This is a genomic window from Sphingomonas oligoaromativorans (genome assembly GCF_011762195.1).
GTDB lineage: Bacteria > Pseudomonadota > Alphaproteobacteria > Sphingomonadales > Sphingomonadaceae > Solisphingomonas > Solisphingomonas oligoaromativorans.
On the sequence record NZ_JAASQK010000008.1, the window covers coordinates 54,946 to 79,078 of the forward strand.

At 68.3% G+C, this 24,133-nt stretch carries 26 protein-coding genes; 16 read left to right on the plus strand and 10 right to left on the minus strand.

Translation table 11 applies throughout. The features are described 5' to 3' along the window. Positions 1–25: 25 nt before the first annotated feature. The 4 genes from FHS98_RS15190 to FHS98_RS15205 are packed head-to-tail and all read right to left on the minus strand — an operon-like array spanning position 26 to position 4,690. Positions 26–1,573 (minus strand): DHA2 family efflux MFS transporter permease subunit, encoded by a 1,548-nt coding sequence (locus FHS98_RS15190; RefSeq protein ID WP_167106968.1) that lies wholly within the window; start codon positions 1,571–1,573, stop codon positions 26–28. Then, positions 1,570–2,781 (minus strand): HlyD family secretion protein, encoded by a 1,212-nt coding sequence (locus FHS98_RS15195; protein ID WP_167106972.1) that lies wholly within the window; start codon positions 2,779–2,781, stop codon positions 1,570–1,572. The genes FHS98_RS15190 and FHS98_RS15195 overlap by 4 nt, the downstream gene beginning before the upstream one ends. Then, positions 2,778–4,208, minus strand: coding sequence for an efflux transporter outer membrane subunit (locus tag FHS98_RS15200; RefSeq protein ID WP_167106975.1), 1,431 nt, complete (start codon positions 4,206–4,208; stop codon positions 2,778–2,780). Before FHS98_RS15200 ends, FHS98_RS15195 begins: the two co-directional genes overlap by 4 nt. Continuing rightward, positions 4,205–4,690: a MarR family winged helix-turn-helix transcriptional regulator gene (locus FHS98_RS15205; RefSeq protein ID WP_167106978.1), complete on the minus strand. Its 486-nt coding sequence runs from the start codon at positions 4,688–4,690 to the stop codon at positions 4,205–4,207. Before FHS98_RS15205 ends, FHS98_RS15200 begins: the two co-directional genes overlap by 4 nt. A 174-nt stretch (positions 4,691–4,864) precedes the next feature. On the opposite strand from FHS98_RS15205, the gene FHS98_RS15210 reads away from it, so the two are divergent. The 15 genes from FHS98_RS15210 (at position 4,865) to FHS98_RS15280 (ending at position 19,138) form a co-directional block, all read left to right on the plus strand. Continuing rightward, positions 4,865–5,323: a DUF4126 family protein gene (locus FHS98_RS15210; protein ID WP_167106981.1), complete on the plus strand. Its 459-nt coding sequence runs from the start codon at positions 4,865–4,867 to the stop codon at positions 5,321–5,323. Continuing rightward, complete coding sequence (locus FHS98_RS15215; protein WP_167106984.1) at positions 5,320–6,696, plus strand: FAD-containing oxidoreductase; 1,377 nt, start codon at positions 5,320–5,322, stop codon at positions 6,694–6,696. Before FHS98_RS15210 ends, FHS98_RS15215 begins: the two co-directional genes overlap by 4 nt. A 66-nt stretch (positions 6,697–6,762) precedes the next feature. Then, positions 6,763–7,611: an oxidoreductase gene (locus FHS98_RS15220; protein WP_167106987.1), complete on the plus strand. Its 849-nt coding sequence runs from the start codon at positions 6,763–6,765 to the stop codon at positions 7,609–7,611. A 416-nt stretch (positions 7,612–8,027) separates the two neighbouring features. After that, entirely contained in the window at positions 8,028–9,932 is a 1,905-nt protein-coding gene (locus FHS98_RS15225) for a ribonucleoside-diphosphate reductase subunit alpha (protein WP_425057353.1), read from the plus strand. Between the two features lie 172 nt (positions 9,933–10,104). Beyond that, positions 10,105–12,360: a transferrin receptor-like dimerization domain-containing protein gene (locus FHS98_RS15230; protein WP_167106993.1), complete on the plus strand. Its 2,256-nt coding sequence runs from the start codon at positions 10,105–10,107 to the stop codon at positions 12,358–12,360. Positions 12,361–12,535: 175 nt separating this feature from the next. Beyond that, complete coding sequence (locus FHS98_RS15235) at positions 12,536–12,889, plus strand: hypothetical protein (RefSeq protein ID WP_167106996.1); 354 nt, start codon at positions 12,536–12,538, stop codon at positions 12,887–12,889. Between the two features lie 2 nt (positions 12,890–12,891). Next, complete coding sequence (locus FHS98_RS15240; protein ID WP_167106999.1) at positions 12,892–13,950, plus strand: ribonucleotide-diphosphate reductase subunit beta; 1,059 nt, start codon at positions 12,892–12,894, stop codon at positions 13,948–13,950. 253 nt (positions 13,951–14,203) lie between these two features. Further along, complete coding sequence (locus FHS98_RS15245; RefSeq protein WP_167107002.1) at positions 14,204–14,785, plus strand: hypothetical protein; 582 nt, start codon at positions 14,204–14,206, stop codon at positions 14,783–14,785. 95 nt (positions 14,786–14,880) lie between these two features. After that, the gene (locus FHS98_RS15250; protein WP_167107005.1) at positions 14,881–15,420 is read left to right on the plus strand and encodes a hypothetical protein; all 540 of its coding nucleotides are present in this window, start codon (positions 14,881–14,883) and stop codon (positions 15,418–15,420) included. Between the two features lie 60 nt (positions 15,421–15,480). After that, positions 15,481–15,861, plus strand: coding sequence for a fluoride efflux transporter CrcB (gene crcB / locus FHS98_RS15255; protein WP_167107008.1), 381 nt, complete (start codon positions 15,481–15,483; stop codon positions 15,859–15,861). Beyond that, positions 15,858–16,967: an RluA family pseudouridine synthase gene (locus FHS98_RS15260; protein WP_167107011.1), complete on the plus strand. Its 1,110-nt coding sequence runs from the start codon at positions 15,858–15,860 to the stop codon at positions 16,965–16,967. Before crcB ends, FHS98_RS15260 begins: the two co-directional genes overlap by 4 nt. Beyond that, positions 16,967–17,560 carry an FMN-binding negative transcriptional regulator gene (locus FHS98_RS15265; protein WP_167107014.1) on the plus strand — a complete coding sequence of 198 codons (594 nt, stop codon included), beginning with the start codon at positions 16,967–16,969 and terminating at the stop codon, positions 17,558–17,560. The genes FHS98_RS15260 and FHS98_RS15265 overlap by 1 nt, the downstream gene beginning before the upstream one ends. Next, positions 17,557–18,222 (plus strand): HAD-IA family hydrolase, encoded by a 666-nt coding sequence (locus FHS98_RS15270; RefSeq protein ID WP_167107017.1) that lies wholly within the window; start codon positions 17,557–17,559, stop codon positions 18,220–18,222. The genes FHS98_RS15265 and FHS98_RS15270 overlap by 4 nt, the downstream gene beginning before the upstream one ends. Beyond that, complete coding sequence (locus FHS98_RS15275; RefSeq protein WP_167107020.1) at positions 18,219–18,449, plus strand: hypothetical protein; 231 nt, start codon at positions 18,219–18,221, stop codon at positions 18,447–18,449. The genes FHS98_RS15270 and FHS98_RS15275 overlap by 4 nt, the downstream gene beginning before the upstream one ends. After that, positions 18,446–19,138, plus strand: coding sequence for an ATP12 family chaperone protein (locus FHS98_RS15280; protein ID WP_167107023.1), 693 nt, complete (start codon positions 18,446–18,448; stop codon positions 19,136–19,138). Before FHS98_RS15275 ends, FHS98_RS15280 begins: the two co-directional genes overlap by 4 nt. A gap of 3 nt (positions 19,139–19,141) precedes the next feature. On the opposite strand, the gene FHS98_RS15285 is transcribed toward FHS98_RS15280, so the two are convergent. Both FHS98_RS15285 and FHS98_RS15290 read right to left on the minus strand, forming a co-directional pair. Beyond that, positions 19,142–19,699: a hypothetical protein gene (locus tag FHS98_RS15285; RefSeq protein WP_167107026.1), complete on the minus strand. Its 558-nt coding sequence runs from the start codon at positions 19,697–19,699 to the stop codon at positions 19,142–19,144. Positions 19,700–19,796: 97 nt separating this feature from the next. After that, a complete protein-coding gene (locus FHS98_RS15290) occupies positions 19,797–20,594 on the minus strand; it encodes a hypothetical protein (protein ID WP_167107029.1) in 798 nt (265 codons plus the stop codon). A gap of 131 nt (positions 20,595–20,725) precedes the next feature. Here FHS98_RS15290 and msrB point away from each other — a divergent pair, with 131 nt between their 5' ends. Next, a complete protein-coding gene (gene msrB / locus FHS98_RS15295; protein ID WP_167107032.1) occupies positions 20,726–21,247 on the plus strand; it encodes a peptide-methionine (R)-S-oxide reductase MsrB in 522 nt (173 codons plus the stop codon). Here the strand turns inward: msrB and FHS98_RS15300 are convergent. From FHS98_RS15300 to FHS98_RS15310, 4 genes are all read right to left on the minus strand, one after another. Continuing rightward, positions 21,238–21,738, minus strand: a complete 501-nt coding sequence (locus tag FHS98_RS15300) for a hypothetical protein (RefSeq protein WP_167107035.1) — start codon at positions 21,736–21,738, stop codon at positions 21,238–21,240. The genes msrB and FHS98_RS15300 overlap by 10 nt on opposite strands. Before the next feature lie 175 nt (positions 21,739–21,913). Continuing rightward, complete coding sequence (locus tag FHS98_RS18690; protein ID WP_208402320.1) at positions 21,914–22,108, minus strand: GIY-YIG nuclease family protein; 195 nt, start codon at positions 22,106–22,108, stop codon at positions 21,914–21,916. After that, entirely contained in the window at positions 22,083–22,889 is an 807-nt protein-coding gene (locus tag FHS98_RS15305) for a LytR/AlgR family response regulator transcription factor (RefSeq protein WP_167107038.1), read from the minus strand. Before FHS98_RS15305 ends, FHS98_RS18690 begins: the two co-directional genes overlap by 26 nt. Beyond that, positions 22,886–23,977, minus strand: coding sequence for a sensor histidine kinase (locus FHS98_RS15310; RefSeq protein WP_167107041.1), 1,092 nt, complete (start codon positions 23,975–23,977; stop codon positions 22,886–22,888). The genes FHS98_RS15305 and FHS98_RS15310 overlap by 4 nt, the downstream gene beginning before the upstream one ends. Positions 23,978–24,133: the final 156 nt, after the last annotated feature.

The window sequence follows — 24,133 nt, forward strand, 5'->3', positions numbered from 1 at the left end:
CGCGTGTCCGGGGAGGGAGCCGGGGTCAGTCGGCGGCCACCATATGCTCGCTGGGGGCCGGCTTGCGGCAGAACCACACCACCGGGATCATCAGCACCGCCATGATCGCGCAGATCCAGAACAGCTCCAGCGAGGAGAGCAGATAGGCCTGGTTGATGATCTGACGGTAGATCGACCCGGCCGCCTGCAACGGGCTCAGCCCCAGCGACTGGAGTTGGTCCGTCGCCTGACGGAAGACGGGCGAGAAGGGATTGCCCATCTCGGTCAGCCGCTCCTGATGCAGCGCCTCGCGACGATCCCAATAGGTCGTGATGATCGACGCCGCGAAGCTGCCCGCGGTGATGCGCGCGAAGTTGGAGATGCCGCTCGCCGACGGCACCTTCTCCGCCGGCAGGCCATCGAGCGTGATGGTGAGCAGCGGCACGAAGAAGATGCTCATCGCCAGGCCCTGCAACGCCAGCGGCGCCGCCAGCACGAGGAAGCTCGCGTCCGGCGTATAGTGCGAGCGGATCCAGTAGGAGGCGGCGAAACACAGGAAGGCGCCCGTCGCCTGCCAGCGCGCATCCAGCTTGAGCCGGCTCACGAACGGCGTCGCGATCACCGCCACCGCGCCCGAGGGAGCCGCCACGAGCCCCGCCCAGGTGGCGTTATAGCCCATATATTGCTGGAGCCAGAGCGGCAGCAGCAGGTTGTTGGCGAAGAACAGCGCATAGCCGAGGCACAGCGCCAGCGTGCCGAGCGAGAAATTCCGTCCGCGAAACAGCGACAGATCGACCACCGGATGCCGGTCCGTCACCTCCCAGATGATCCAGGCGATGAAACCGACGACGGCGAAGATGGTCAGCACGACGATCAGCGGATGGTTGAACCAGTCGCGATCCTTGCCGAGGTCCAGCATCGTCTGGAGGCTGAACACCCAGAAGGCGAGCAGGAGCAGGCCGCCGGTATCGATGGGAAGCCTGCGGGTCGGCGTCTCGCGGCTGGCGAGCGCGCGCCACGACATCGCCGCGCAGATCAGGCCGATCGGCACGTTGATGAGGAAGATCCAGCCCCAATAATAATTGTCGGAGATATAGCCGCCGAGCACCGGGCCGAGCACCGGCGCGGTCAGCGTCGTCATCGACCAGATGGCGAGCGCGGTGCCCCGCTTCTGCGGCGGGAAGATCGAGATGAGCAGCGCCTGGCTGCCCGGAATCATCGGGCCGGAGACGGCGCCCTGAAGGATGCGGAAGACGATCAGCGACGGCAGGCTCCACGCGATGCCGCAGAGCAGCGAGGCGACCGTGAAGGCCAGCACCGAGACGCTGAAGGTGCGGACCACGCCGAACCGGCCCATCAGCCAGCCGGTCAGCGGCACCGTCACGCCGTTCGCCACCGCGAAGGAGGTGATGACCCAGGTGCCGTTGTCAGTGCTGACGCCCAGATTGCCCGAGATGGTGGGCAGCGAGACGTTGGCGATCGTGCCGTCCAGCACCTGCATGAAGGTGCCGAGCGCAAGCGCGATCGCGGTGATGCCCAGCGCCGCGCCGGTGAGCGGCGCGGGCTGCCCACCCGGCGCGGCCGGGCCGCTCACCGGGCGGAACCCATGTTCTGGGCGATGATCTGGCGGATGCGGGCTTCCACCTCGGGGCCGCCGTCCACCGCTTCCTGCGTGCCGCCGGCGGGCGGCGTGCTGCCGGCCACCATCGGGCCGGAACGATCGCTGGTCGCCACCGTCACGTTCATCGACAGGCCGATGCGCAGCGGGGTCTTGGCCAGTTCCTTCGGATCGAGCGCGATGCGGACGGGCACGCGCTGGACGATCTTGATCCAGTTGCCCGAGGCGTTCTGCGGCGGCAGCAGCGAGAAGGCGTTGCCCGAGCCGGCGCCGAGGCCCAGCACCTTGCCATGGAAGGTCACGCCCTTGCCGTAGACGTCCGCCTTGATCGTCGCCGGCTGGCCGACGCGCAGATGCTCGAGCTGGGTCTCGCGGAAGTTGGCGTCCACCCACAGGCTGTCGAGCGGCACCACGGCCATCAGCGGCGTGCCCGGCGCGACCCGCTGGCCGAGCTGGACGGTGCGCTGGGCGACGACGCCGGAGACGGGCGCCTTGATGTTCATATAGGCGCGGCTGATCGCGGCGCGGCGCACGGCGGCGATCGCGGCGAGCACGGCCGGGTTGTTATAGACGTCGGTGCCCTGGATCGCGCTGGCCGCCTGCGAACGCTTCGCCTCGGCGAGGTTCAGCGCGGCGCGCGCCGTGGTGACGGCATCGGCGGCGTGGCTCACCTCCTCGCCCGAGACGGCGCCGTCGGCGACGGCGGCCTTGCGGCGGCGATAGTCGTTCTCGGCGCGGCCGAGATCGGCCTGAGCCTGCGCGATCTCCGCCGAGGCTTCGTCCACCGACGAGCCCTGCGAGCGGAAGGCGCGGACGGCGCGGCCGAGATCGGCCTCGGCCGAGGCCAGCGCGACATCCTCGGTCGCCGGATCGAGATCGATCAGCGGCTGGCCCCGCGTCACCGCCTGCGTGTTGTCGGCGTGGAGCGCGATCACCGTGCCGCCTTCGCGCGCCGTGATCGAGACGATGTTGCCGCCCACATAGGCGTCATCCGTCTCCTCGCTCGACGGGGCGAGCAGAATACTGACGCCATAAGCGATCGCGGCCAGCACGATCACGATGCCGAGGATGAGGAAACCGGTGCGGCGCGCGCGCGACTTGGGCGGCTCCTGCACGGCGTTGGCGACAGGCGCTGGGGCGTCCATGGGAGTCTCCCGATCGATGGTCTGGGGGGTGTCGGTCATGAGTGGGTGTCCGCGGCAGGAGCCGCCTGACGCGGCGCGAGAGGATCGAAGCCGCCGCCCAACGCGGCGATGAGCTGGATGCGGCGGGTCAGCGCATCGGCCTGCACGCCGACCAGCGCCTGCTCGGCCTCCAGCAGGCGGAAGCCGGAATCGATGGCGTCGAGCTGCGAGCCGAGGCCGGTCCGCACGCGCACCTGATCGAGCCGCACCGTGTCGCGCAGGCCCTGCACGACGCGGCCCTGCTCGGCCAGATCCTCATCCGCCGAGCGGACGTTGGTGATGGCGTCGGCGGATTCGCGCACGGCATTCAGAACAGCGTTGTCATAACTCGCCACCGCGCCATCGAGATCGGCGGTCGCGCCGCGATACTGCGCGCGCAGGCGGCCGCCCTCGAAGATCGGCAGGCTGAGCGCGGCGCCGCCGCTGAACGAGCCCGCGCCGCCGGTGAAGAAGTTGGAGAGGCCGACCGAGGCGAGCCCGGCGAGCGCGGTGATGCTCACGTCCGGCAGGAAGGCGGCGCGTGCCACCTTGCGGCCCTGCACCGCCGCCTCGATCCGCGCCTGCCCCGCGAGCAGGTCCGGCCGGCGGCCGAGCAGGTCGGCGGGCAGCATCTCGGGCACCACCGGCGCCCTGTCGAGCGCGAGCGTGGGCTTCCCGATCTGCGGATAGAAATCGGCGCCCCGGCCGACCAATGCGGCAAGGGCATGGATCAGCACGTCGCGCTGGCGGGTGGCCTGCGTCCGCACCTGCTCGGCCTCGGCGAGCAGCGTCTCGGCCTGCTTGAGCTGGAACTGGCTGCTGAGCTGGTTCTTCACGCGCGCCTGGGCATAGCCGAGCGCCTTCTGCCGGGTGTCGACGAAGCCGTCCGCCACCTCGATCAGGCGATTGGCCTGCGCAAGCCTGACATAGGCCTGCGCGATCGCGACCGAGAGCGAGAGCCGGGCCGCCGCGCTGTCCAGCCGCGCCGCGTCGGCCGAAGCGGAGGCCTGCCGCACCGCCGAACGCTGGCGGCCGAACAGGTCGAGATCCCAGTCCAGATTGGCGCCGGCGATGGCGATGTTGGCGGTGTTGCCGCCGATCGGCGGCGGCGCGAGCTTGTCGCCGATCCGCGCCCGCATCACCTGCGCCGATCCGTTGACATGGGGCAGCAGCGCGGAATGCTCCACCTGCACTTCGGCGCTCGCGGCGCGGACGCGGGCCTCGGCGGCGGCGAGGCTGGGATTGCCGGCCAGGCCCGCCTGGATCAGCGCGTCGAGCTGGGGATCGCCGAACGCGGTCCACCAGTCGGCGCCGATCTTCGCGGTGCCGCTTTCGAGCCCGAGCGAGCCCTCCTGCACCTGCGCCACCTGCGGCCCCTCATGCGGCACCGCCGCGCATCCGGCGAGCAGCATGGCCGCCACCGCCGGGAATGCGATCACCCGCTTCATTCCGCCAACTCCTTATGCCTGTCCGGGCAGCCGCAAACACGCTCCGCCGCGGCCAGCAGCTTGATGAGGCCAGCCACCACGACGTCTACCTCGTCCTGTTCGAAATCCACCAGCACCTCGTTCCACGCCTCGACGACCCGATGCTGCAATTGCTCGACAAGCGCGTGCCCCTCGTCGGTGACGGCGAGCTGCACGACGCGCCGGTCCGCCGATCCACGATCCCGGACGAGGAAGCCGCGCGCCTCCAGCACGTCGATCATGCGCGTGGTGGCGCCGGTGGTGATCGACAGCTCGCGGGCCAGATCGCCGGCGTTGCGCGCCACGCCGTCGCGCACGACCTTGAGCGCGATCCATTGCACGAAGCTGACGCCGGTATCCTCGAACCGCGATTCGACCAGGTTCGCCATCAGCTTGTCGATGCGGCGCACCAGCCGCCCGGGCGAGGAGCGTGCGGCGCAGCTTTGAATCGTGAGAACGGCCATAACGCCTTCCGATGCATTGTCTGCATATGCAGATATTGCGCGGTCAAATATTCGTCAAGATACTTCTTCACGGCATCGCTCTGGCCGGATGATGTGACAGCACCGTTCCGATCGGCTACAAATTGGGACGGGACAGGGCTTTCCGGCGGTGAGCAGCCGAAGGGGGAGAGTGCGATGGTCATCATATTGGCGCTTCTGATCGGCTTCATCGCGGGCCTCCGGGCGATGATCGCCCCGCTGGCGATCGCAGTGAAGGCGCGACTCGGGCTTCTCGATCTCCACGGGAGCTGGCTCGCCTTCTTCGGCTATCGCTGGACGCCATGGGTGGTGGCGCTCGCCGCGCTGGCCGAGATCGTCAACGACAAGCTGCCCGCCACGCCGAGCCGCAAGGTGCCGCCGCAATTCGCCGTGCGCGTGCTGCTGGGCGCGCTGTGCGGCGCGGCGGTGGGCATCCCTTCCGGGCAATGGATCGTCACGCTGCTCATCGGCGCGATCGGCGCGGTGCTCGGCACGCTGGGCGGCGCCGCGGCGCGCGGCGCGCTCGCCCGTGCGTTCGGCAAGGATATGCCCGCGGCCCTGATCGAGGACGTGGTGACACTGCTCCTCGCCGCCGTCGCCGTCCACGCGCTGTGAGCCGCGCATTCGATGCCATCGTCGTCGGCGCGGGGCAGGCCGGCCCGTCGCTGTGCGGGCGGCTGAGCGCCGCCGGCATGAAGGTCGCGCTGGTCGAGCGCCATCTGCTCGGCGGCACCTGCGTCAACACCGGCTGTATGCCGACCAAGGCGCTGGTCGCCTCCGCTTATGCCGCCCATCTCGCCGGCCGCGCGTCGGATTATGGGGTGATGGTGCGCGGGCCGATCGACATCGACATGCCGAAGGTGACGGCGCGCGTGCAGGGCGTCGCCTCGAATGCGCGGGGCAATGTCGAGAAATGGGTCGGCGGCATGGCGAACTGCACGCTGATCCGCGGCCACGCCCGCTTCCTCGCGCCCGACCGGATGCGGGTGGGCGAGGAGGAGATCAGCGCGCCGCGCATCTTCCTCAATGTCGGCGGCCGCGCCGTCGTGCCGGATTTTCCGGGCATCGACGGAATCGACTATCTCACCAACACCTCGATCCTCCAGCTCACCGAGGTGCCGCGCCATCTGATCGTGATCGGGGGCAGCTATATCGGGCTGGAGTTCGCGCAAGCGTACCGCCGTTTCGGCGCCGAGGTGACGGTGGTGGAGAAAGGCCCCCGCATCGTCGCGCGCGAGGATGAGGACGTCTCCGCCGCGCTTCAGGAGATATTGGAGAAGGAGGGCATCGCCTTCCGCCTCAACGCCGAATGCATCCGCTTCGCTAGGCACCCGGACGGCATCGCCGCCGGCGTGACCTGCGAGGAAGGACCGCCCGAGGTGATCGGCAGCCACGTCCTCCTTGCGGTCGGGCGGCAGCCCAACACCGGCGATCTGGGCCTCGACGCCGCCGGCCTCGTCAGCGACGCGCGCGGCTATGTCACCGTCAACGACCGGCTGGAGACCAACGTCCCCGGCATCTGGGCGATGGGCGACTGCAACGGGCGCGGCGCCTTCACCCACACCAGCTACAATGATTACGAGATCGTCGCCGCCAACCTGCTCGACGGGGCGGACCGGCGGGTGATCGACCGCCTGCCCTGCTACGGCCTGTTCACCGATCCGCCGCTCGGCCGCGCCGGGCTGGGCGAGGCCGAGGCCAAGGCGCAGGGCCACCGCATCCGCGTCGGCAGGCGGCCGATGACGCGCGTCGGCCGCGCCGTCGAGAAGGGCGAGGCGCAGGGCTTCATGAAGATCGTCGTCGACGCCGACAGCGACCATATCCTCGGCGGCGCGGTGCTGGGGCCGGGCGGCGACGAGGCGATCCACGTCATCCTCGACATGATGCAGACCGGGCAGACGGCGACCTCGCTCGCCCACACCGTCCATATCCACCCGACCGTCTCGGAACTGCTGCCGACCATCGCGGGCGAGCTGAAGCCCGCCTGAGCCCCTCTTGGCCGGGGCGTCCCCGCCGCGCTAGATGGACGCCCCTCCTCCAAGGCGAGTGCCCCCATGACCGCTGACGACACCCCCGTCTGGTTCATCTCCGGCTGTTCGACCGGCTTCGGCCGCGAGCTGGCGCGGCTCCTTCTCGAACAGGGCCAGCGCGCCGTCGTCACCGCGCGCGGCAGGGATCGCGTCGCCGATCTCGCCGCCCTCGCCCCCGATCGCGCGCTGGCGCTCGATCTCGACGTCACCGACACGGGCCAGATCGCCGCCGCCGTCGGGGCCGCCGAGGCCCGTTTCGGCCGCATCGACGTGCTCGTGAACAATGCGGGCTACGGCTATCAGTCGACCATCGAGGAGGGCGAGGACGCCCGCATCCGCGCCCAGTTCGACGCCAACGTCTTCGGCCTGTTCGCGCTCACCCGTGCCGTGCTGCCGGGGATGCGCGAGCGCCGGCGCGGCCACATCATCAACATCACCTCGGTCGCCGGCCTCGCCGGCTTTCCGGGCTCGGGCTATTATGCCGCCTCCAAGCACGCCGTGGAGGGCTTCTCCGACGCGCTCGCCGCCGAGACGGGGCCGCTCGGGCTTCAGGTCACCTGCGTCGAGCCGGGGCCGTTCCGCACCGACTGGGCGGGCCGCTCGCTCGAACAGACGCCGAGCCGCATCCCCGATTATGCCGACACCGCCGGCGCGCGGCTCCAGAGCACCAGGGCGATCAGCGGGCAGCAGGCCGGCGATCCGGTCCGCGCCGCGCAGACGATGATCGACATCGCGCTCCGCCCCGACGCACCGCGTCACCTCGTGCTCGGCGCCTGGGGCTATGAGGCGGTGACGGAGCGGCTGGCCGGGCGGATCGCCCTCATCCGGGAGTGGCGCGAAACGAGCCTCGCCGCCGATTTCCCGGAAAATTGAGGGCGGCTGCTGTATCCGGCCGTTGATGACAATCCGCATCGCGGCCGGATCATTTCGGCGCCGATCCCCAACGTCTGGTCGCCCGTAAAACCGGCCACAATTTGATCCACACATTTCGCACCGCAGCGACGCGCCGGAAATCAGGCACCTGGGAAGCGTCAAGCACCCAATCGTACCTTTCGCCAAAATAAACCCACTTGTGCCGCGACTCGGGCAGAGGCACTATCGGTTGTGTCAGGCGCTGGGGGCCGACACCAGATCGAGTTGAAACACCGGGATTCAGCCTTGAATCGCGGAACGGACGTCCCATTTCACCGTGGGACGAACGGAGAACGGACTCGTCTGCACCGCCCTCAATGCTATGCTCGGGAGTGTATGTCCCGAGTCGAACGAAATATGAACGCGGGATGGACATCATGGATCTTTCGGGCAGCAGCGAGACCGTCATGAACGACGCCCCCCTTCTCGACATCCAGCGCGCCGCAGCGGCCGCCAAGGACGCGTCGTCGGACGGCCAGGGCGCGCGCCCGATCCCCTATGACATCGTCAAGGACGACAGCCGCGACGCGCTCCTCACCGATTTCGGCAAGGATACGCTGAACGATCGCTATCTCCTGCCCGGCGAGACGTATCAGGATCTCTTCGTCCGCGTGGCGTCTGCTTATGCCGACGATCAGGCGCACGCCCAGCGCCTGTATGATTATATCTCGAAGCTGTGGTTCATGCCCGCCACGCCCGTTCTCTCGAACGGCGGCACCGGCCGCGGCCTGCCGATCTCCTGCTATCTGAACTCGGTGCCGGACAGCCTGAACGGCATCGTCGACACCTGGAACGAGAATGTCTGGCTCGCTTCGCGCGGCGGCGGCATCGGCACCTATTGGGGCAATGTCCGCGGCATCGGCGAGCCGGTCGGGCTCAACGGCAAGACCTCGGGCATCATCCCGTTCGTCCGCGTGATGGACTCGCTGACGCTCGCCATCTCGCAGGGCTCGCTGCGCCGTGGCTCGGCCGCCTGCTATCTCGACGTGTCGCACCCGGAGATCGAGGAATTCCTCGAAATCCGCAAACCCTCGGGCGACTTCAACCGCAAGGCGCTCAACCTGCACCATGGCGTGCTGCTCACCGACGAGTTCATGGAAGCGGTGCGCGATGGCCGCCCGTTCGAGCTCAAGTCCCCCAAGGACGGCTCGAAGCGCGGCGAGGTCGATGCCCGCGCGCTGTTCCAGAAGCTCGTGGAAGTCCGCCTCGCGACCGGCGAGCCTTATATCGTGTTCTCGGACACGGTGAACCGCGCCATGCCGAAGTTCCAGCGCGACGTCGGCCTCAAGGTCTCGACCTCGAATCTCTGCTCGGAGATCACGCTGCCGACCGGCATGGACCAGCATGGCGTGGATCGCACGGCGGTCTGCTGCCTGTCCTCGCTCAACCTCGAGACGTGGGACCAGTGGAACGGCGACAAGCAGTTCATCGAGGACGTGATGCGCTTCCTCGACAATGTGCTGACCGACTATATCGAGCGCGCCGAGCCCGGCATGGAGCGGGCGAAATACTCGGCCGGCCGCGAGCGGTCGGTCGGTCTGGGCGTGATGGGCTTCCACTCCTTCCTCCAGGCGCGCGGCCTCGGCTTCGAGAGCGCGATGGCGAAAAGCTGGAACATGAAGATGTTCCGCCACATCCGCGCCAAGGCGGACGAGGCCTCGATGCTGCTCGCCCATGAGCGCGGGCCGTGCCCGGACGCCGCCGATCAGGGCGTGATGGAGCGCTTCTCGTGCAAGATGGCGATCGCGCCGACCGCGTCGATCTCGATCATCTGCGGCGGCACCTCGGCCTGCATCGAGCCGATCCCGGCCAATATCTACACCCACAAGACGCTGTCGGGCAGCTTCTCGGTGAAGAACCCCTATCTCCAGAAGCTTCTCCAGCAGAAGTCGAAGGACTCCGATGCGGTGTGGAACTCGATCCTCGAGAAGGGCGGCTCGGTCCAGCATCTCGACTTCCTCTCGATCGAGGAGAAGGACTGCTACAAGACCTCGTTCGAGATCGACCAGCGCTGGCTGATCGAGCTGGCCGCCGATCGCACGCCCTACATCGATCAGGCGCAGTCGCTGAACCTGTTCATCCCGGCCGACGTCGAGAAGTGGGATCTGCTGATGCTCCACTTCCGCGCGTGGGAGCTGGGCGTGAAGTCGCTTTATTATCTGCGCTCCAAGTCGGTGCAGCGCGCCGGCTTCGCGGGCGGCGTCGAGGCGGACAACACGCCCGACCTGCGCAAGATCGACGTGGAAGTGACCGATTACGACGAATGCCTCGCCTGCCAGTAAGGCGCGCGGGCTGATCGCGCTCCCCGCCGGAACGGTCGCGGGGGAATGGGATGACGGTTCGGCCGGGCACAGGCGGCGCCGGGGTGATGGCCTTGTGCCACCCCTTCGTGCTGCCCGCGTCCGGGCGATGGAAAGCGGGTTGCCGGGGGGCAAGCAGGGAGAGCATAGGGGCATGACCTTCACAGGACGACTTCTCGCCGGCGTGGGCATCGCGTCGCTCGCTTGCAGCACCTTCGCCTCCGCCGCCGCGCCCGTCGCCGCTGGCGCGCACACGCGCGAGGCCGCCTTCGACGCCGCGATCAGCAGCGACGAGCAGACCGCCTGGCTGAAGGACATGTCGTCCGCCCCCAACCATGTCGGCTCGCCGCACGACAAGGCGAATGCCGAGAAGGTGCTCGCCCAGTTCAGGTCGTGGGGCTGGGACGCGCATATCGAAACCTTCCAGGTTCTCTATCCCACCCCGATCTCCACCACGCTGGAGATGATCGCACCGACGAAGGTGACGCTCGGCGGGCAGGAGCCGCCCGTCCCCGGCGATCCGACCTCGGCCGAGACGCAGGGCGCGCTGCCGCCTTATGTCGCCTATCAGGGCGACGGCGACGTCACCGCGCCGGTCGTCTATGTGAATTACGGGATGCCCGCCGATTATGAGGAGCTGGCGCGGCGCGGCATCGATGTGAAGGGCAAGATCGTGCTTGCCCGCTATGGCGCGGGATGGCGCGGCCTGAAGCCCAAGCTCGCGCAGGAGCATGGCGCGGCGGGTTGCCTGATCTATTCCGATCCCGCCGACGACGGCTATGCCAAGTGGGACAGCTATCCGCAGGGCGGCGGCCGGCCCGATCATGGCGTGCAGCGCGGATCGGTGCAGGACATGACCCTCTATCCGGGCGATCCGCTGACCCCCGGCATCGGCGCCACCGCCGACGCCAAGCGGCTGACCCGCGAACAGGCGCAGACGATTCTCAGGATTCCGACGCTGCCGATTTCCTATGCCGACGCGACGAAGCTGCTCGCCGGGCTGCAAGGGCCGCTGGCGACCGGCGGGAATCGCGGCGCGCTGGGCCTCGCCTATCATTATGGCGGCACCGGCGCGGTGACGGCGCATCTGGCGGTCAAGTCGGACTGGTCGCTCAAGACGCTCTACGACGTGATCGCCACGCTCAAGGGCAGGACGCGCCCCGACGAGTGGGTGATCCGCGCCAACCATCGCGACGGCTGGGTGTTCGGCGCCGCCGATCCGCTGTCGGGCCATGTCGCCATGCTCAACGAGGCGCAGGCGATGGGCCAGCTCGTGAAGAAGGGCTGGCGGCCGGATCGCACCATCGTCTACGCGAGCTGGGACGGCGAGGAGCCCGGCCTGCTCGGCTCGACCGAATGGGCCGAGACGCACGCCGACGAGCTGAAGCGCAAGGCCGTGCTCTACATCAACACCGACAATAACGGCCGCGGCTTCATCCATATCGAGGGCAGCCACGACCTTCAGCATTTCGCCGACCAGACCACCGGCGACGTCACCGATCCCGAGACCGGCGCCACGCTGGCCGAACGCGCGCGCGCCGAGATCCTCGCGCATGAGGCGGAGAAGCCCGGCAGCGAGAAGGATTATATGGTCGCGGCGGCGAAGGCCGGCGGCGATCTGCCGATCGGGCCGCTGGGATCGGGATCGGATTACTCCTCCTTCCTCCAGCATCTCGGCATTCCGGCGCTGGACGTGGGCTTCGGCGGCGAGGATGCGGCCGGCGGCTCCTACCACTCGGTCTATGACAGCTTCACCCACTTCACCCGGTTCGACGATCCGGGCCTGAAATATGGCGCGGCGCTGTCGAAGCTGATCGGGCGGCTGGTGATGCGCGCCGCCGACGCGCCGCGCGTGCCGGCCCGCTATGGCGACTTCGCGAGCACCGTCGCGCGTTATGTCGACGAGGTGAAGAAGCTCGCGGCCGATCAGCGCAAGCAGGATCAGGCGCAGGCCGACGCGCGCGCCGTCCACGCCTTCCGCCTCGCCTCCAACCCGGACGCGCCCACCGCGGCCCCCGAGGCCAAGGCGCCGACCCCGGCGATCGACATGGCCGCGCTCGATGCTGCCTCGGCGCGGCTCACCCGCTCGGCCGCCGCCGCCGATGCGATGCTGGCGGGCGAGGACCGGCTCTCCGCCGCCACCCGCGCGCGGATCGAGGCGTCGCTCCGCCAGATCGACCAGGTGCTGATCGATCCGGCGGGCCTGCCTTTCCGGCCCTGGTATCGGAACCTGATCTACGCGCCGGGCCGCTTCACCGGCTATGGCGCCAAGACGCTGCCGGGTGTGCGCGAAGCGATCGAGGAGCGTCGCTTCGACGACGCCACCGCCTATGTCGGCAAGACGGCGGCGGTGCTCGACGCTTATGCCGATCGGCTCGATCAGGCGGTGGCGATGGCGGGCACCCGATGATGCCGGGGGCGCCGCATCGGCCCTCTCCCGTGGCGGGAGAGGCCGCGCAGTCGCGAAATGCCGTGTTTGCGCCTATATTCCACGGAATGAAAATCCGTCTCTTCGAACAGACCGGCGGCGACGCCGGCGTTGGCGGGGCGCGCGTGGGGCCGCTCTCGGCCGCATGGGGGCGGGCATGAGCGTGCTGCTGCTGCGCTGGATCGCGCTGCTGGTCGGCCCGGTGCTGCTGTTCGCGGCCTATCGGCTGCACCGCAAGCCGCAGGAGTTCTGGGTGCTGCTGGGGAGCGGGCTGGTCGCCACGCTGAGCCTCACCGCCTCCGTGCTGCCCGCGCGCGCGCAGGCGCTGATGCCGGTGCATGTCAGCGCCTTCGCGCTCTATGTGGCAGGCGCGCTGCTGCTCGCGCGCGCCGTCTTCACGCGTCTCGGTCCGGTCGCCCGCCTGCTCTATCTGGCGTGCGGCATCGCCTTTCTTTCGCCCATCCTGATCCTGACCTCTTTTGCGGTCGCCCTGCATTCGCACGGAGCCTGAACATGCCTCTTCTCCAAGCCTCCAAGACCTACAAGCCCTTCGAATATCCGTGGGCGTTCGAGTTCTGGAAGCGCCAGCAGCAGCTCCACTGGCTGCCCGAGGAGGTGCCGCTCGGCGAGGATTGCCGCGACTGGGCGCAGAAGCTCACCGACCATGAGCGCAACCTGCTGACCCAGATCTTCCGCTTCTTCACGCAGGCCGACGTCGAGGTGCAGGACTGCTACCACGAGAAATACGGCCGGGTGTTCAAGCCCACCGAGGTGAAGATGATGCTCACCGCCTTCTCCAACATGGAGACGGTGCACATCGCAGCCTACAGCCACCTGCTCGACACCATCGGGATGCCCGAGAGCGAGTACAGCGCCTTCCTCCAGTATAAAGAGATGAAGGACAAGCACGACTATCTCGCCACCTTCGGCGTCGACAACGATCAGGACATCGCGCGCACGCTCGCCATGTTCGGCGGCTTCACCGAAGGGCTCCAGCTGTTCGCGTCCTTCGCGATGCTGATGAACTTCCCGCGCTTCAACAAGATGAAGGGCATGGGCCAGATCGTCAGCTGGTCGGTGCGCGACGAGAGCCTCCACTGCGAGGGCATCATCCGCCTGTTCCACGCCTTCTGTCAGGAGCGTCAGTGCCTCACCCCGGCGGTGAAGGACGACATCATGGACATGTGCCAGAAGACCGTCCGCATCGAGGACGCCTTCATCGACCTCGTGTTCGAGATGGGCCCGGTCAACGGCATGACGCCCAAGGACATCAAGCGCTACATCCGCTTCGTGGCGGACTGGCGCCTCGGCCAGCTCGGCCTGAAGCCGATCTACATGATCGAGGAGCACCCGCTGCCGTGGCTCGCGCCGCTGCTCAACGGTGTCGAGCACGCCAACTTCTTCGAGACCCGCGCCACCGAATATTCCAAGGCCGCGACGCGCGGCAACTGGGGCGAGGTGTGGGACAATTTCGATCGCCGCAAGGCCGCCAAGTCGGCGCTCGCCGCCAATGAGGATGCCACGTCGAGCGAAGGCGACATGTTCACCCGCGCGGGCGTCGCCGCGGAGTGAGCGAGGGGGCGCCGGCTCGTGGGCCGGCGCTTCACCCAGGAAAAAGGGCGCGCCGTCCGAGACGGCGCGCCCTTCTGCATTGACCGACGGCGCTCCCGGGGGGAAAGTTGAAAGCGCCGTCGGCTTGAAAGCGGTGTCACCTGTCTGCCTTGCGGCAGGGTTTCGTCGGTGAAATAAACGCGCGATTTGTCTGAAACATCGCACGCCGTAGGGTCATGCGGCGGATTTACCTTGCCCGTGGCCCCGGTGTAGCATGTCCGCAAGACAGCCCGACCGGGAGACGATGCCGATGACCGCCCGCCCCTTTTCTCGCCTGCACGGCGCCGTCGCGCTGGCCGCCGCCGGCCTGCTCCTCGCCGGTTGCGACATCCGCGCGCACGACAAGGACGGCAACACCACCGCCAGCATCAGCTTCGGCAACAGCGCGGAATCGGCCGCCGGCGATACCAAGGGCTCGCACGGCGTCTCGGTCGACGTGCCGGGCTTCTCGGCCAAGGTGAACCTGCCGGACATGGCCTTCGGCTCCGACACGACGCACATCGACAATCTCAGGATCTTCCCCGGCACCAGCATCCACGGCGTGAACGTGCGCGGCGATGCCGGCGGGGAGGGCAATGTCGAGATGGGCTTCACCGCGCCGGCCGACAGCGGCCGCGTGCTCGCCTGGTATCGCGACGAGGCGCAGAAGCAAGGCTGGACAATCGATCCCGCCACCGGCACCAATCAGTTCGAGGCGACGCGGGCGGACGACAAGGATCGCCCCACCCACCTCGCCATCCAGATCGGCGATGACGGCAAGGGCAGCAGTGGCCACCTCCTCGTGACGGGTCACTGAGGGCGGGCCATTTCGGGACAGGCGGGCCGACATCATAGCCGCGCACGCCGCCGCGATGCGCTACATCGGCGTCACACAGACAGGACGCCCGCCTCATGCGCCTCGCCCGATCCGCCTCCCTGCTGCCCGCGCTCGCCGCGCTGATGCTCCTGCCCGGCTGCCACAAGGCCTCGACGCCCGCGAAGAATCTCGATCAGATGGACGCCGCGCTGGTCGACAGCGCCGGCAACCGTCAGCTCGCGAGCGCGATCAGAGTCGATCCGCATCGCGGGATGCCGGTGGTGACGGAAGGCGCCAGCAACTGCCTCTCGGGCCTCGTCTACGCCAATGACTGGGCGGCGAAGCTGCCGGCCGATCTGCCCATGCACCCGCAGGCGAAGCTCCAGGAGGCCGCCGGCCATGACGGCGCCTGCAAGGCCCGCGTGGCGAGCTTCGCCGTCGCCGGCGATCGCGCCGCCGTGCTCGACTGGTATCGCACCCGCGCGCAGGCCGGCGGCTACGAGACCGAGCGCGAGGACAAGAATGGCGACTGGGTGCTGGCCGGCACGCGCAAGGACGTGATCTTCGTCATCACGATCGGCACGCCCGCGCGCGGCGCCACTCCGGTCGACTATGTCTGGACCGAAGGCGCCTGACGCCCATCGGGCGGACACAGCCCCTAGCCCCTGTGCGTCCGCTGCTCTAAGGCGCATTCCATGCCGCTTTTCTTCGTCATGGTCGGCGGGGCGCTCGGCGCAGGCCTGCGCTATCAGGTCGGGCGCCTCTCGCTTGCCCTGCTCGGCCCCGGATTCCCGTGGGGAACCTGGTTCATCAATCTCTCCGGCGGGCTCTTCATGGGCCTGCTGGCCGGGCTGCTGGCGCGTTCCGCCTCGTCGGCGGGCGAGGGCTGGCGCCTGTTGATCGGCGTCGGCGTGCTGGGCGGCTACACCACCTTCTCCACCTTCAGCCTGGAAGCCGCCAACATGATCCAGCGCGGAGACTGGGGCGCGGCCGCGCTCTATGTCACAAGCTCCGCCGTGGGCGCGATCCTGCTGCTGTTCGTGGGCCTCGGCCTCGCTAGGATATTGCCCGCATGACCAAGACCGACTCCAAGGGCGAGGACGTCCGCCAGTTCAAGGTAGCCCCCGACGACGACGGCATCCGCCTCGATCGCTGGTTCAAGCGCCATATGCCGGATGCCAGCTTCAACATCGTGTCGCGCTGGGCGCGCACGGGGCAGCTCCGCGTCGACGGCAAGCGCGCGGCGCCGGGCGATCGCGTCGAGCAGGGGCAGATCATCCGCGTGCCCCCGCTGGAGGCCCCCGCCCCCGACAAGGCGAAGCCCAGGCGCGAGCGCAAGCCGCTCTCCGCCGACGAGACCGAGTTCGCGCAGAGCCTCGTGATCCACAGGGATGACGCCGCGATCGTCATCAACAAGCCGCCTGGCCTCGCGACGCAGGGCGGCACCAAGACCGAGCGTCATGTCGACGGCCTGCTCGACGCGCTCCAGTTCGAGAGCGAGGGGCGGCCGAAGCTGGTCCACCGGCTCGACAAGGATACGTCGGGCGCGCTGCTGATCGCCCGCAACGCGCGCGCCGCCGCCTTCTTCGCCAAGAGCTTCTCCAGCCGCACGGCACGGAAGGTCTATTGGGCGATCATCGCCGGCGTGCCCTCGATCGAGGAGGGGCTGATCGAGCTGCCCATCGCCAAGCAGCCCGGCACCGGCGGCGAGAAGATGTATGTCGACGAGAAGGAGGGTTCGCCGTCGCGCACGCGCTATCGCGTGATCGAGCGCGCCGGCAACCGCGCCGCCTTCGTCGAGCTGCATCCGCTGACCGGCCGCACCCACCAGCTCCGCGTCCATATGGCGGCGATCGGCCATCCGATCGTCGGCGACGGCAAATATGGCGGGCAGGAATCCTTCCTGACCGGGGGCGTCAGCCGCAAGATGCACCTCCATGCCCGTCGCATCAAAATCGATCATCCCGATGGCGGCCAGATCGACATCCGCGCCGAGCTGCCCACCCATTTCGCGGACAGTCTGAAGCATCTCGGCTTCGATCCGGCGCTGGGCGATGCGCTGCCGATCGACGAGATGAAATTCTCCGAGACGCCCGAGGGCAAGCGCCGCGCCGCCACCCATGCCGCCAAGGATCGCCGCAAGGAGCGCAAGGGCGAGCGTCGCGGCCGCGGGCGCGGCTGATGCATCCCAACGCGGCCTTCCGCTGGGAGGAGGAAGCGGCGATGCGCGCCTTCGTCGCCGCACGCGGCTTCGCGACGCTGTGCGTGGGCGGGCCGGAAGGGCCGATCGTCGCCCATGCGCCGCTGATCGTCACGGCGGAGGGGCGGCTGCGCTTCCACCTCGCACGCGGCAACCGCATCACCCGCCATCTCGACGGCGCGCATGGGGTGGCGAGCGTCACCGACGCCGATTTCTACGTCAGCCCGGACTGGTATGCCTCCGAGAATCAGGTGCCGACCTGGAACTATCTCGCAGTCGAGGTCGAGGGGCCGGTGACGGCGCTCGACGAGACGGCGCTCGCCGCGCAGGTCGAGGCGCTGAGCGATCATTTCGAGCGGGCGCTGGCGCCCAAGCCGGTGTGGACGCGCGACAAGATGCCGCCCGGCCGGTTCGAGGCGATGCTCAAGGCGATCCGGGGTTTCGAACTGACCCCCACCGCATGGCGCGGCACCCGCAAGATGGGCCAGAACAAGGGGCCTGAGGATCGCGCCGCGTTGGCGCGGATGCTCGCCGCCACAGGCCGCGCGCGCGAGGCGGAGCTGATGGCGCGATGACCAACCGCCTCGCCATCTTCGACTGCGACGGCACGCTGGTCGACAGCCAGGCGAACATCCACGCCGCAATGACCGCCTGCTTCGCCGAGGCCGGCCGGGCCGCGCCCGATCGCGCGGCGGTGCGCCGGATCGTCGGCCTGTCGCTCCCCGAGGCGATGCGCGCGCTGTTGCCGGATGCCGACGATGCGCACCACCATGACCTCGCCGAAGGCTATAAGCGCTGCTTCCGGCGGATGCGCGAGCAGGGCGAGGTCGAGGAAGCGCTCTACGAGGGCATCGTCGAGACGCTCGACCGGCTGGAGGCGGACGGCTGGCTGCTCGGCGTCGCCACCGGCAAGTCGGACCGGGGCCTCAGGCTGGTACTCGAACATCACGGTCTGTTCCAGCGTTTCGTCACGCTCCAGACCGCCGATCGCCACCCCTCCAAGCCCCATCCCTCGATGATCGAGCTGGCGATGGCGGAGGCGGGCGCGGATCGGCTTTCCACCGTGATGATCGGCGACACCAGCTACGACATTCTGATGGCGCACAATGCCGGCGTGCGTGCGATCGGCGTCGCATGGGGTTATCATGAGCCGGCCGAGCTGCTGGCCGAGGGCGCCGATGTCGTCGCCCTCCATCCGTCCGAACTGCCCCTGCTCTGCTCGAGGGAGACCGCATGACACCCGACCCCAAGGCCATCGACGACAAGCGCGCCCGCGATCGCTTCGCGGTGCTGACCGGGCTCAGGCTCGGCGGCGTGGTGCTGATGCTGCTCGGGCTGTGGATGATGCTGGGCGGTGCGCTCGGCGGCCGCTACGGCTTCGGCGGCGTGCTGTTCGTGGTCGGCCTGATCGAAACGATCGTGGTACCGAAGATGCTCGCGCGCCGCTGGCGGAGCCCGAAATGATCCCGCAGGCCAAGCGTTTCTGGAAGGACGTCACGGTCGAGAACCGCGCCATCCGCCTCGACGGCCGCGCGCTCAGGACGCCGGCCCGCGCCGAGCTGGTGCTGCCGACCGATGCGCTCGCCCACGCCGTCGCCGAGGAGTGGCGGCAGGTGGAGGGCGAGATCGATCCGCACACCATGCCGCTGACCGGCCTCGCCAACGCCGCGATCGACCGCATCGCGCCCGACACCGCCGCCTTCGCCGCCGGCCTGGCGCGCTATGCCGAGGGCGACCTGCTCTGCTACCGCGCCTCGCACCCCACCGAGCTGACCGCGCGGCAGGGCGCGATGTGGGACGGCCCGCTCGACTGGGCGCGGGCGCGCTATGGCGTGGAGTTCCGCGTCACCGCCGGCATCGTCCATATCGCTCAGCCCGAGGAGACGGTGAAGCGTCTGGCGACGGCGGTTTCCGCGCGCGATGCCTTCCACCTCGCCGGCCTGTCGCCGCTCGTCACGCTATCCGGCTCGCTGGTGCTCGCGCTGGCGATCGCCGAGGGCGCGATGACCGAGCATGACGGGTGGGAGGCCGCCGAGCTGGACGATCTCTGGCAGGCCGAGCAATGGGGCGAGGACGTTCTCGCCACCGCCGCGCGCGAGGACAAGCGGCGCGATTTCCGCGCCGCCGCCCGCTTCCTCGGCCTGCTCGAATAAGGCTCAGGCGCGCGGCACGAACCAGCGCGCGAGGATCAGCCCGCCGACGACCCAGCCGACAAGCTGAGACAGGCCGAGATAGATCCAGTAGCCCCACGGCATGTAGTAATTATACACCGGTGCCGCGATGGTGAAGTAGAGCACCGTCGCCACGCCGGTCAGCACCACGATCCGCGCCCGGCTCGGGAAATCGAGCACGCGCGCCGCGATCGCGTGGAGCGCGAGGCCGAGCAGCAGCATCGTCGCGATCGACAGGATCAGGCCGACCACCAGCGAGCCCGTGTCCATCGACGCGAAACCGTGCGTGTTGAAGAAGATCAGCGCCACCGGCCCGCGCCCGTGCAGCACCGTGCCCGCCGCGCTGTCCGGCCAGGGGACATAATAGGTGCCGGTGCCCGTCGCCGTGAGATTCTGCGCGAGCGCGGTCTGCACGGCGGCGTTCTGCGGATCGGGCGCGATGGTGAAGGGGATGCGCGACAGGAAAGGCAGCCCCCAGAAGATGAAGCCCACGAAGAATTGCGCCAGCCCGCCCACGATGCTGCCGATCAGAATGCGGATCATGTCCCCCTCCCCACCGTTGCCAGTCCAACTCCAACCACCGGATGGCCGAATGGTGCCGCAAGGGGCGAGGTCATTTCCCGCCCCCCGCGTCCACCCCTTATTGCCGGGCCAGCCTGTAGGTCGCGTGGCCGCCATGCTCGCGGTCGTCGACCGTCGCGGTCATCGTCTTGCCATCCGGCGAGACGGTGCCGGCGATCACCATCACCACCTTGCCGCCCCGCGTATCGGTTTCCTCGAAGGCGCGCGGGCCGGTCTTCTTCACGGCCGCGTGCGTGCCGCCGGTGTCGCCCTTGACCGGCACCGCCGGGCCGCCGAACTTCGCGGTATAGGACTGGCCGGTCGGCGTCGACATGGAGAACATGCCGCCCTGTTCCTTGAAGGTCAGCACGAGGCCGTTCTCCGAGAAGTTGGAGAGGCTCGTCGTCCGCCATGAGCCGGAAATGGCGTGCGATCCCGCCGGCCCCCTGGCGACGCGCGTCTGCGTGCCCTTGCCCGTCACCACCGCGCCGCTGGCAGCGGTCATGTCCTTGAAGCTGAAATCGAGCGTCCGCCCGTCGGCCGAGACACTGTTCGTGGACGAGACGACGGTCTTGGCGCCCTTGCGATCGGTCTCCACCACGGTGCGCGGATCGACCACCTTGATCGACACCGCATCATAATAAGGATGGCCGGCGACCGAATGGAAGGCGCCATCGGCCTTCACCTTGAAGGCGGGCGCGCAGCTCCGGCACTCGTACACGCCGTCCTTGAGCAGGAAGACGTCGGGCTTCTCGGGCAGCTTGCTGGCACCGAGATCGATCTTCCAGGTTCCGTCGAACGGGCTTTCGGCCAGCGCCGGCGCGGCAACCACGAGCGGCGCGAACAGGCCGAGCAGCAGCATCCTCGTCATGGTCATTTCCTCCTCCTCGGATGAGGCTTGGAAACGCGGACGCAACGAATTGCGATCGATGGCGTAGGCGCATGGCGGCGAACGGTCAAATCGGCGGAAGCTGTAACCCGCGGCACGCGCCATTCGTATAAGAGAGCATGACGGAGATATCCTCCCCCCGCCTCGATCGCCGCGCCTTTCTCGGCCTCGCCACCACCGTCGCCGCCGGCGCGCTGGCGTGGCGGCTGGGCTCGGGCGGCGAGGCCGGCGCCATCGCCGCGACGCCCGCGCCCTTCCAGCTTCCCGACGCCGAATGGCGTAAGCGCCTGTCGCCGCAAGCCTATGCGGTGCTGCGCCAGGGATCGACCGAATATCCCTTCACCAGCCCGCTCAACGACGAGCATCGCAAGGGCGTGTTCGCCTGCGCGGGCTGTGCGCTGCCGCTTTATGCCTCGTCGACCAAGTTCGACAGCCACACCGGCTGGCCGAGCTTCTATGACCATCTCCCCCATGCGATCGGCGAGCGGGTGGACCGCTCGATCGGCGAGGAACGGACCGAAGTCCATTGCGCGCGCTGCGGCGGGCATCTCGGCCATGTGTTCGAGGACGGCCCGCCCCCGACGGGGCTGCGTTACTGCATGAACGGCGTGGCGATGCGCTTCGTGCCCGCTCAGGCCTGAGCGAGAACCGCCGCCTCCATCGCCGCCCGCCGCGCCGCCAGCATCCCGCGCCAGTTGGGGATGCTCATCGCGGCCAGATATTCGGCCTGCATCTCGGGCGTGAGGATCTCCATCATCTGGCGACCCTCGATCCACAGCTCGATCACGCCGAAGACGCCGCCGCGCTTGCGATATTTGGCGGGCCACCCCTCCCGCGCGGCGATCGCCAGCACCGCCGGTTGATCGAGCGGCGTCGCGATCGCGGCGTGGGTGGCGGTGAAGGCGTCGGCGCCACTCGCCTCGCCGGTGGCATCGGCATCGCCCTCGACCTCGCGCAGCACGGTGCCGAGCGGATAGACCTCCATGGCGGTACCGCGATCATCCCCGGCGATGGCGATCCAGCCATTGTCGGACACCGGAGGAAAGGGCTCGGCCGCCCCGCCCCAAAGTTCGGCGATGACATGAGCGACATGGCGCGGATCGCGCGCGGCAATGGAGAGGTGGAACAGCATCCTTCGGTCCCTCGGCGACGGATATCACAGGACTCGAACGCACGCTGGCAGGAGTGTCGCACAGGATTGCGGCGATGGGTAGCGGCGCTTCCAACATCGCCGCCCCAGCGCCATCGTCGTCGTCCCAGTGCCATCATCGTCGTCCCAGCGAAGGCTGGGACCGATCTCTGCCTCGTCAGGCGTTGAGCGTGAGGAAGAGATCCTCCCATCCGGGATTGGTCCGGCCGATCAGATCGAGTTTCCATTTCCGCTGCCAGGCCTTCAGCGCCTTGACGGGATGGCCCAAGGCAAAGGCCACCACCACGAACGCGGCGGCGGCCTTTGCTGCCCGATAATGCCCCGCCTTAGTGAACGAAGCGGGCGACCACATCCTTGTAGCTGCGCGACACCTTCACCTGCGCGCCGCTCTCCAGCACGAGGAAGCATTCGCCGTTGGTGTGCGGCTTCACCTGACGCACCAGATCGAGGTTCACGATCGTCGAGCGATGGACGCGCTGGAAGCGGCGCGGATCGAGGCGCTTCTCCAGGAACTTCATCGTCTCGCGCAGGATCAGCGTGTTGTCGCCGGTGTAGATGCACATATAATCGCCGGCCGCGTCGATGCGCTCGATCGAGTCCACGTCCACGCGGAAGATCTGCCCGCGATCCTTGATGTTGATGAGCTTCTCGTAACGGTTGGCGGCGGGGCCTTCATCGGCCGCACCGTCGACGATCGCCTCGGCGGCCTCGGGCGCGTGCTCGGCCAGCGCTTCCTTGAGGCGACCCGCCTCCTCGACGCCCTTGCGCTCGGAGAGGCGCTGGCGGACGCGGTCGAGCGTGTCGGCCAGCCGCTCCTCCTCCACCGGCTTCATCAGATAGTCGGTCGCCTGCGCCTCGAAGGCGCGGATCGCGTGATCCGAATAGGCCGTCACGAACACGAACAGCGGCGGCTCGACCTCCATGAGGCCCTGAATGACCGAGAAGCCATCGAAACCGGGCATCTGGATATCGAGGAAGACGAGATCAGGCTTGTGCGTCTTGATCGAGCGGATCGCCTCGCGTCCATTGAGGCAGGTATCGATGATCTCGACATCTTCGTGACGCTGCAATCTCAGTTGCAGCCCCTGGATCGCCAGCGGCTCGTCGTCCACCAGGATCGTCCGTATCGTCATGCCGTCTCCTTGGGCTCCGTTTCATATGGAACCTCGATCGTCACCGCAAAGCCGCCAGCCGCACCCGGCTGGGCCTCGAAGCGCTGCCGCTGGCCATAGGCCTGCGTCAGCCGGTCGCGGATATTCGCGAGGCCCACACCCGTGGAGTAGGTGGTCCGTGGCTGCGTCTCGTTCAACCCTGGGCCGGTATCGGTCACGCTGATCTGCACGCGATCCCCGATCAGCCGAGCCGAAACGGCGATATCCGCCCCTTCTTCCTGCGGCGTGACGGCATATTTGATCGCATTCTCGACCAGCGGTTGCAGCAGCAGCGAGGGCAGACGGGTGCCCGCCGCCGCCGGCTCGATGTCGAAATGCGGCCGCAGCCGATCCTCGAACCGCATCTTCTCGATCTCGAGATAGAGCTTCAGCGTCTCGACCTCCTGCGCCAGCGTGACCTGCGCCGTGGGCTCGTTCACCAACGTATAGCGCAGAAAGCCCGACAAACGCGAGAGCATCAGATTCGCCCGGTCGGTCTGCTTCAGCAGCACCAGCGTCGAGATCGAATTGAGCGTGTTGAACAGGAAGTGCGGATTGAGCTGATAGCGCAGCATCGCGAGCTGCGCCGCCGAGGCCTGCCCTTCCAGCCGCTGGAGCTGGTCGGTCTGCTGCTCCAGCTTCAGATAGAAGTTGATCGCGTAATACAGCGCGCTCCACGCGCCCAGCACCGCGAAATCGAGCAGGATCGCGCCCAGGAACTGCGCGCCTTCCGGCCGGGTGCCGGGGTGATAGAAAGTGGCGTTCGCCCACACCTCGATCGTCGAGAAGGCCGCCGACGAGACCAGCAGCAGCGCGATCGAGATGCTCCACGTCCAGAACGGCCGCGCGGTGATGAGCTTGCGGAACGCCGCCCCCATCAGCAGCGTCAGCGAATAACCGGTCGCCGTTGCCAGCGCGGTCGGCACGATGAACAGCAGGCCCATGTTGTTGGCCACGCCGCCCAGCGAGCGGAGCAGGAAATAGCCCAGCCATCCCGCCGACTGGAGCAGCCAGAAGGCACGATTCTTGTCGTCGAAGAAGGGCTTGGGAGTGCGGCCGGTTCGCGCCATAGGGCGACACCTCTAGCCGGAAACGACAGGCGGTAGAAGCCGCCTGCGCCATCCTTCGTCGCCGCGACGCGATAGAGCGTGAAAATGCCGCCGGGGCCGCGCGCAATTAAGCAATCCTTAACCTTGAAAGCGCGAACGCAAACGCTTCCGGCATGA

Coding starts and splice junctions, on each gene's coding strand:
- FHS98_RS15290 (WP_167107029.1), bottom strand. CDS start 20,594: ATGACCATGACGAGGATGCTGCTGCTCGGCCTGTTCGCGCCGCTCGTG.
- FHS98_RS15235 (WP_167106996.1), top strand. CDS start 12,536: ATGAGCGTGCTGCTGCTGCGCTGGATCGCGCTGCTGGTCGGCCCGGTG.
- FHS98_RS15310 (WP_167107041.1), bottom strand. CDS start 23,977: ATGGCGCGAACCGGCCGCACTCCCAAGCCCTTCTTCGACGACAAGAAT.
- FHS98_RS15260 (WP_167107011.1), top strand. CDS start 15,858: ATGACCAAGACCGACTCCAAGGGCGAGGACGTCCGCCAGTTCAAGGTA.
- crcB (WP_167107008.1), top strand. CDS start 15,481: ATGCCGCTTTTCTTCGTCATGGTCGGCGGGGCGCTCGGCGCAGGCCTG.
- FHS98_RS15275 (WP_167107020.1), top strand. CDS start 18,219: ATGACACCCGACCCCAAGGCCATCGACGACAAGCGCGCCCGCGATCGC.
- FHS98_RS15270 (WP_167107017.1), top strand. CDS start 17,557: ATGACCAACCGCCTCGCCATCTTCGACTGCGACGGCACGCTGGTCGAC.
- FHS98_RS15240 (WP_167106999.1), top strand. CDS start 12,892: ATGCCTCTTCTCCAAGCCTCCAAGACCTACAAGCCCTTCGAATATCCG.
- FHS98_RS15245 (WP_167107002.1), top strand. CDS start 14,204: ATGTCCGCAAGACAGCCCGACCGGGAGACGATGCCGATGACCGCCCGC.
- FHS98_RS15220 (WP_167106987.1), top strand. CDS start 6,763: ATGACCGCTGACGACACCCCCGTCTGGTTCATCTCCGGCTGTTCGACC.
- FHS98_RS15305 (WP_167107038.1), bottom strand. CDS start 22,889: ATGACGATACGGACGATCCTGGTGGACGACGAGCCGCTGGCGATCCAG.
- FHS98_RS15200 (WP_167106975.1), bottom strand. CDS start 4,208: ATGAAGCGGGTGATCGCATTCCCGGCGGTGGCGGCCATGCTGCTCGCC.
- FHS98_RS15195 (WP_167106972.1), bottom strand. CDS start 2,781: ATGACCGACACCCCCCAGACCATCGATCGGGAGACTCCCATGGACGCC.
- FHS98_RS15225 (WP_425057353.1), top strand. CDS start 8,028: ATGGATCTTTCGGGCAGCAGCGAGACCGTCATGAACGACGCCCCCCTT.
- FHS98_RS15205 (WP_167106978.1), bottom strand. CDS start 4,690: ATGGCCGTTCTCACGATTCAAAGCTGCGCCGCACGCTCCTCGCCCGGG.
- FHS98_RS15285 (WP_167107026.1), bottom strand. CDS start 19,699: ATGATCCGCATTCTGATCGGCAGCATCGTGGGCGGGCTGGCGCAATTC.
- FHS98_RS15230 (WP_167106993.1), top strand. CDS start 10,105: ATGACCTTCACAGGACGACTTCTCGCCGGCGTGGGCATCGCGTCGCTC.
- FHS98_RS15250 (WP_167107005.1), top strand. CDS start 14,881: ATGCGCCTCGCCCGATCCGCCTCCCTGCTGCCCGCGCTCGCCGCGCTG.
- msrB (WP_167107032.1), top strand. CDS start 20,726: ATGACGGAGATATCCTCCCCCCGCCTCGATCGCCGCGCCTTTCTCGGC.
- FHS98_RS15280 (WP_167107023.1), top strand. CDS start 18,446: ATGATCCCGCAGGCCAAGCGTTTCTGGAAGGACGTCACGGTCGAGAAC.
- FHS98_RS15300 (WP_167107035.1), bottom strand. CDS start 21,738: ATGCTGTTCCACCTCTCCATTGCCGCGCGCGATCCGCGCCATGTCGCT.
- FHS98_RS15265 (WP_167107014.1), top strand. CDS start 16,967: ATGCATCCCAACGCGGCCTTCCGCTGGGAGGAGGAAGCGGCGATGCGC.
- FHS98_RS18690 (WP_208402320.1), bottom strand. CDS start 22,108: ATGTGGTCGCCCGCTTCGTTCACTAAGGCGGGGCATTATCGGGCAGCA.
- FHS98_RS15210 (WP_167106981.1), top strand. CDS start 4,865: ATGGTCATCATATTGGCGCTTCTGATCGGCTTCATCGCGGGCCTCCGG.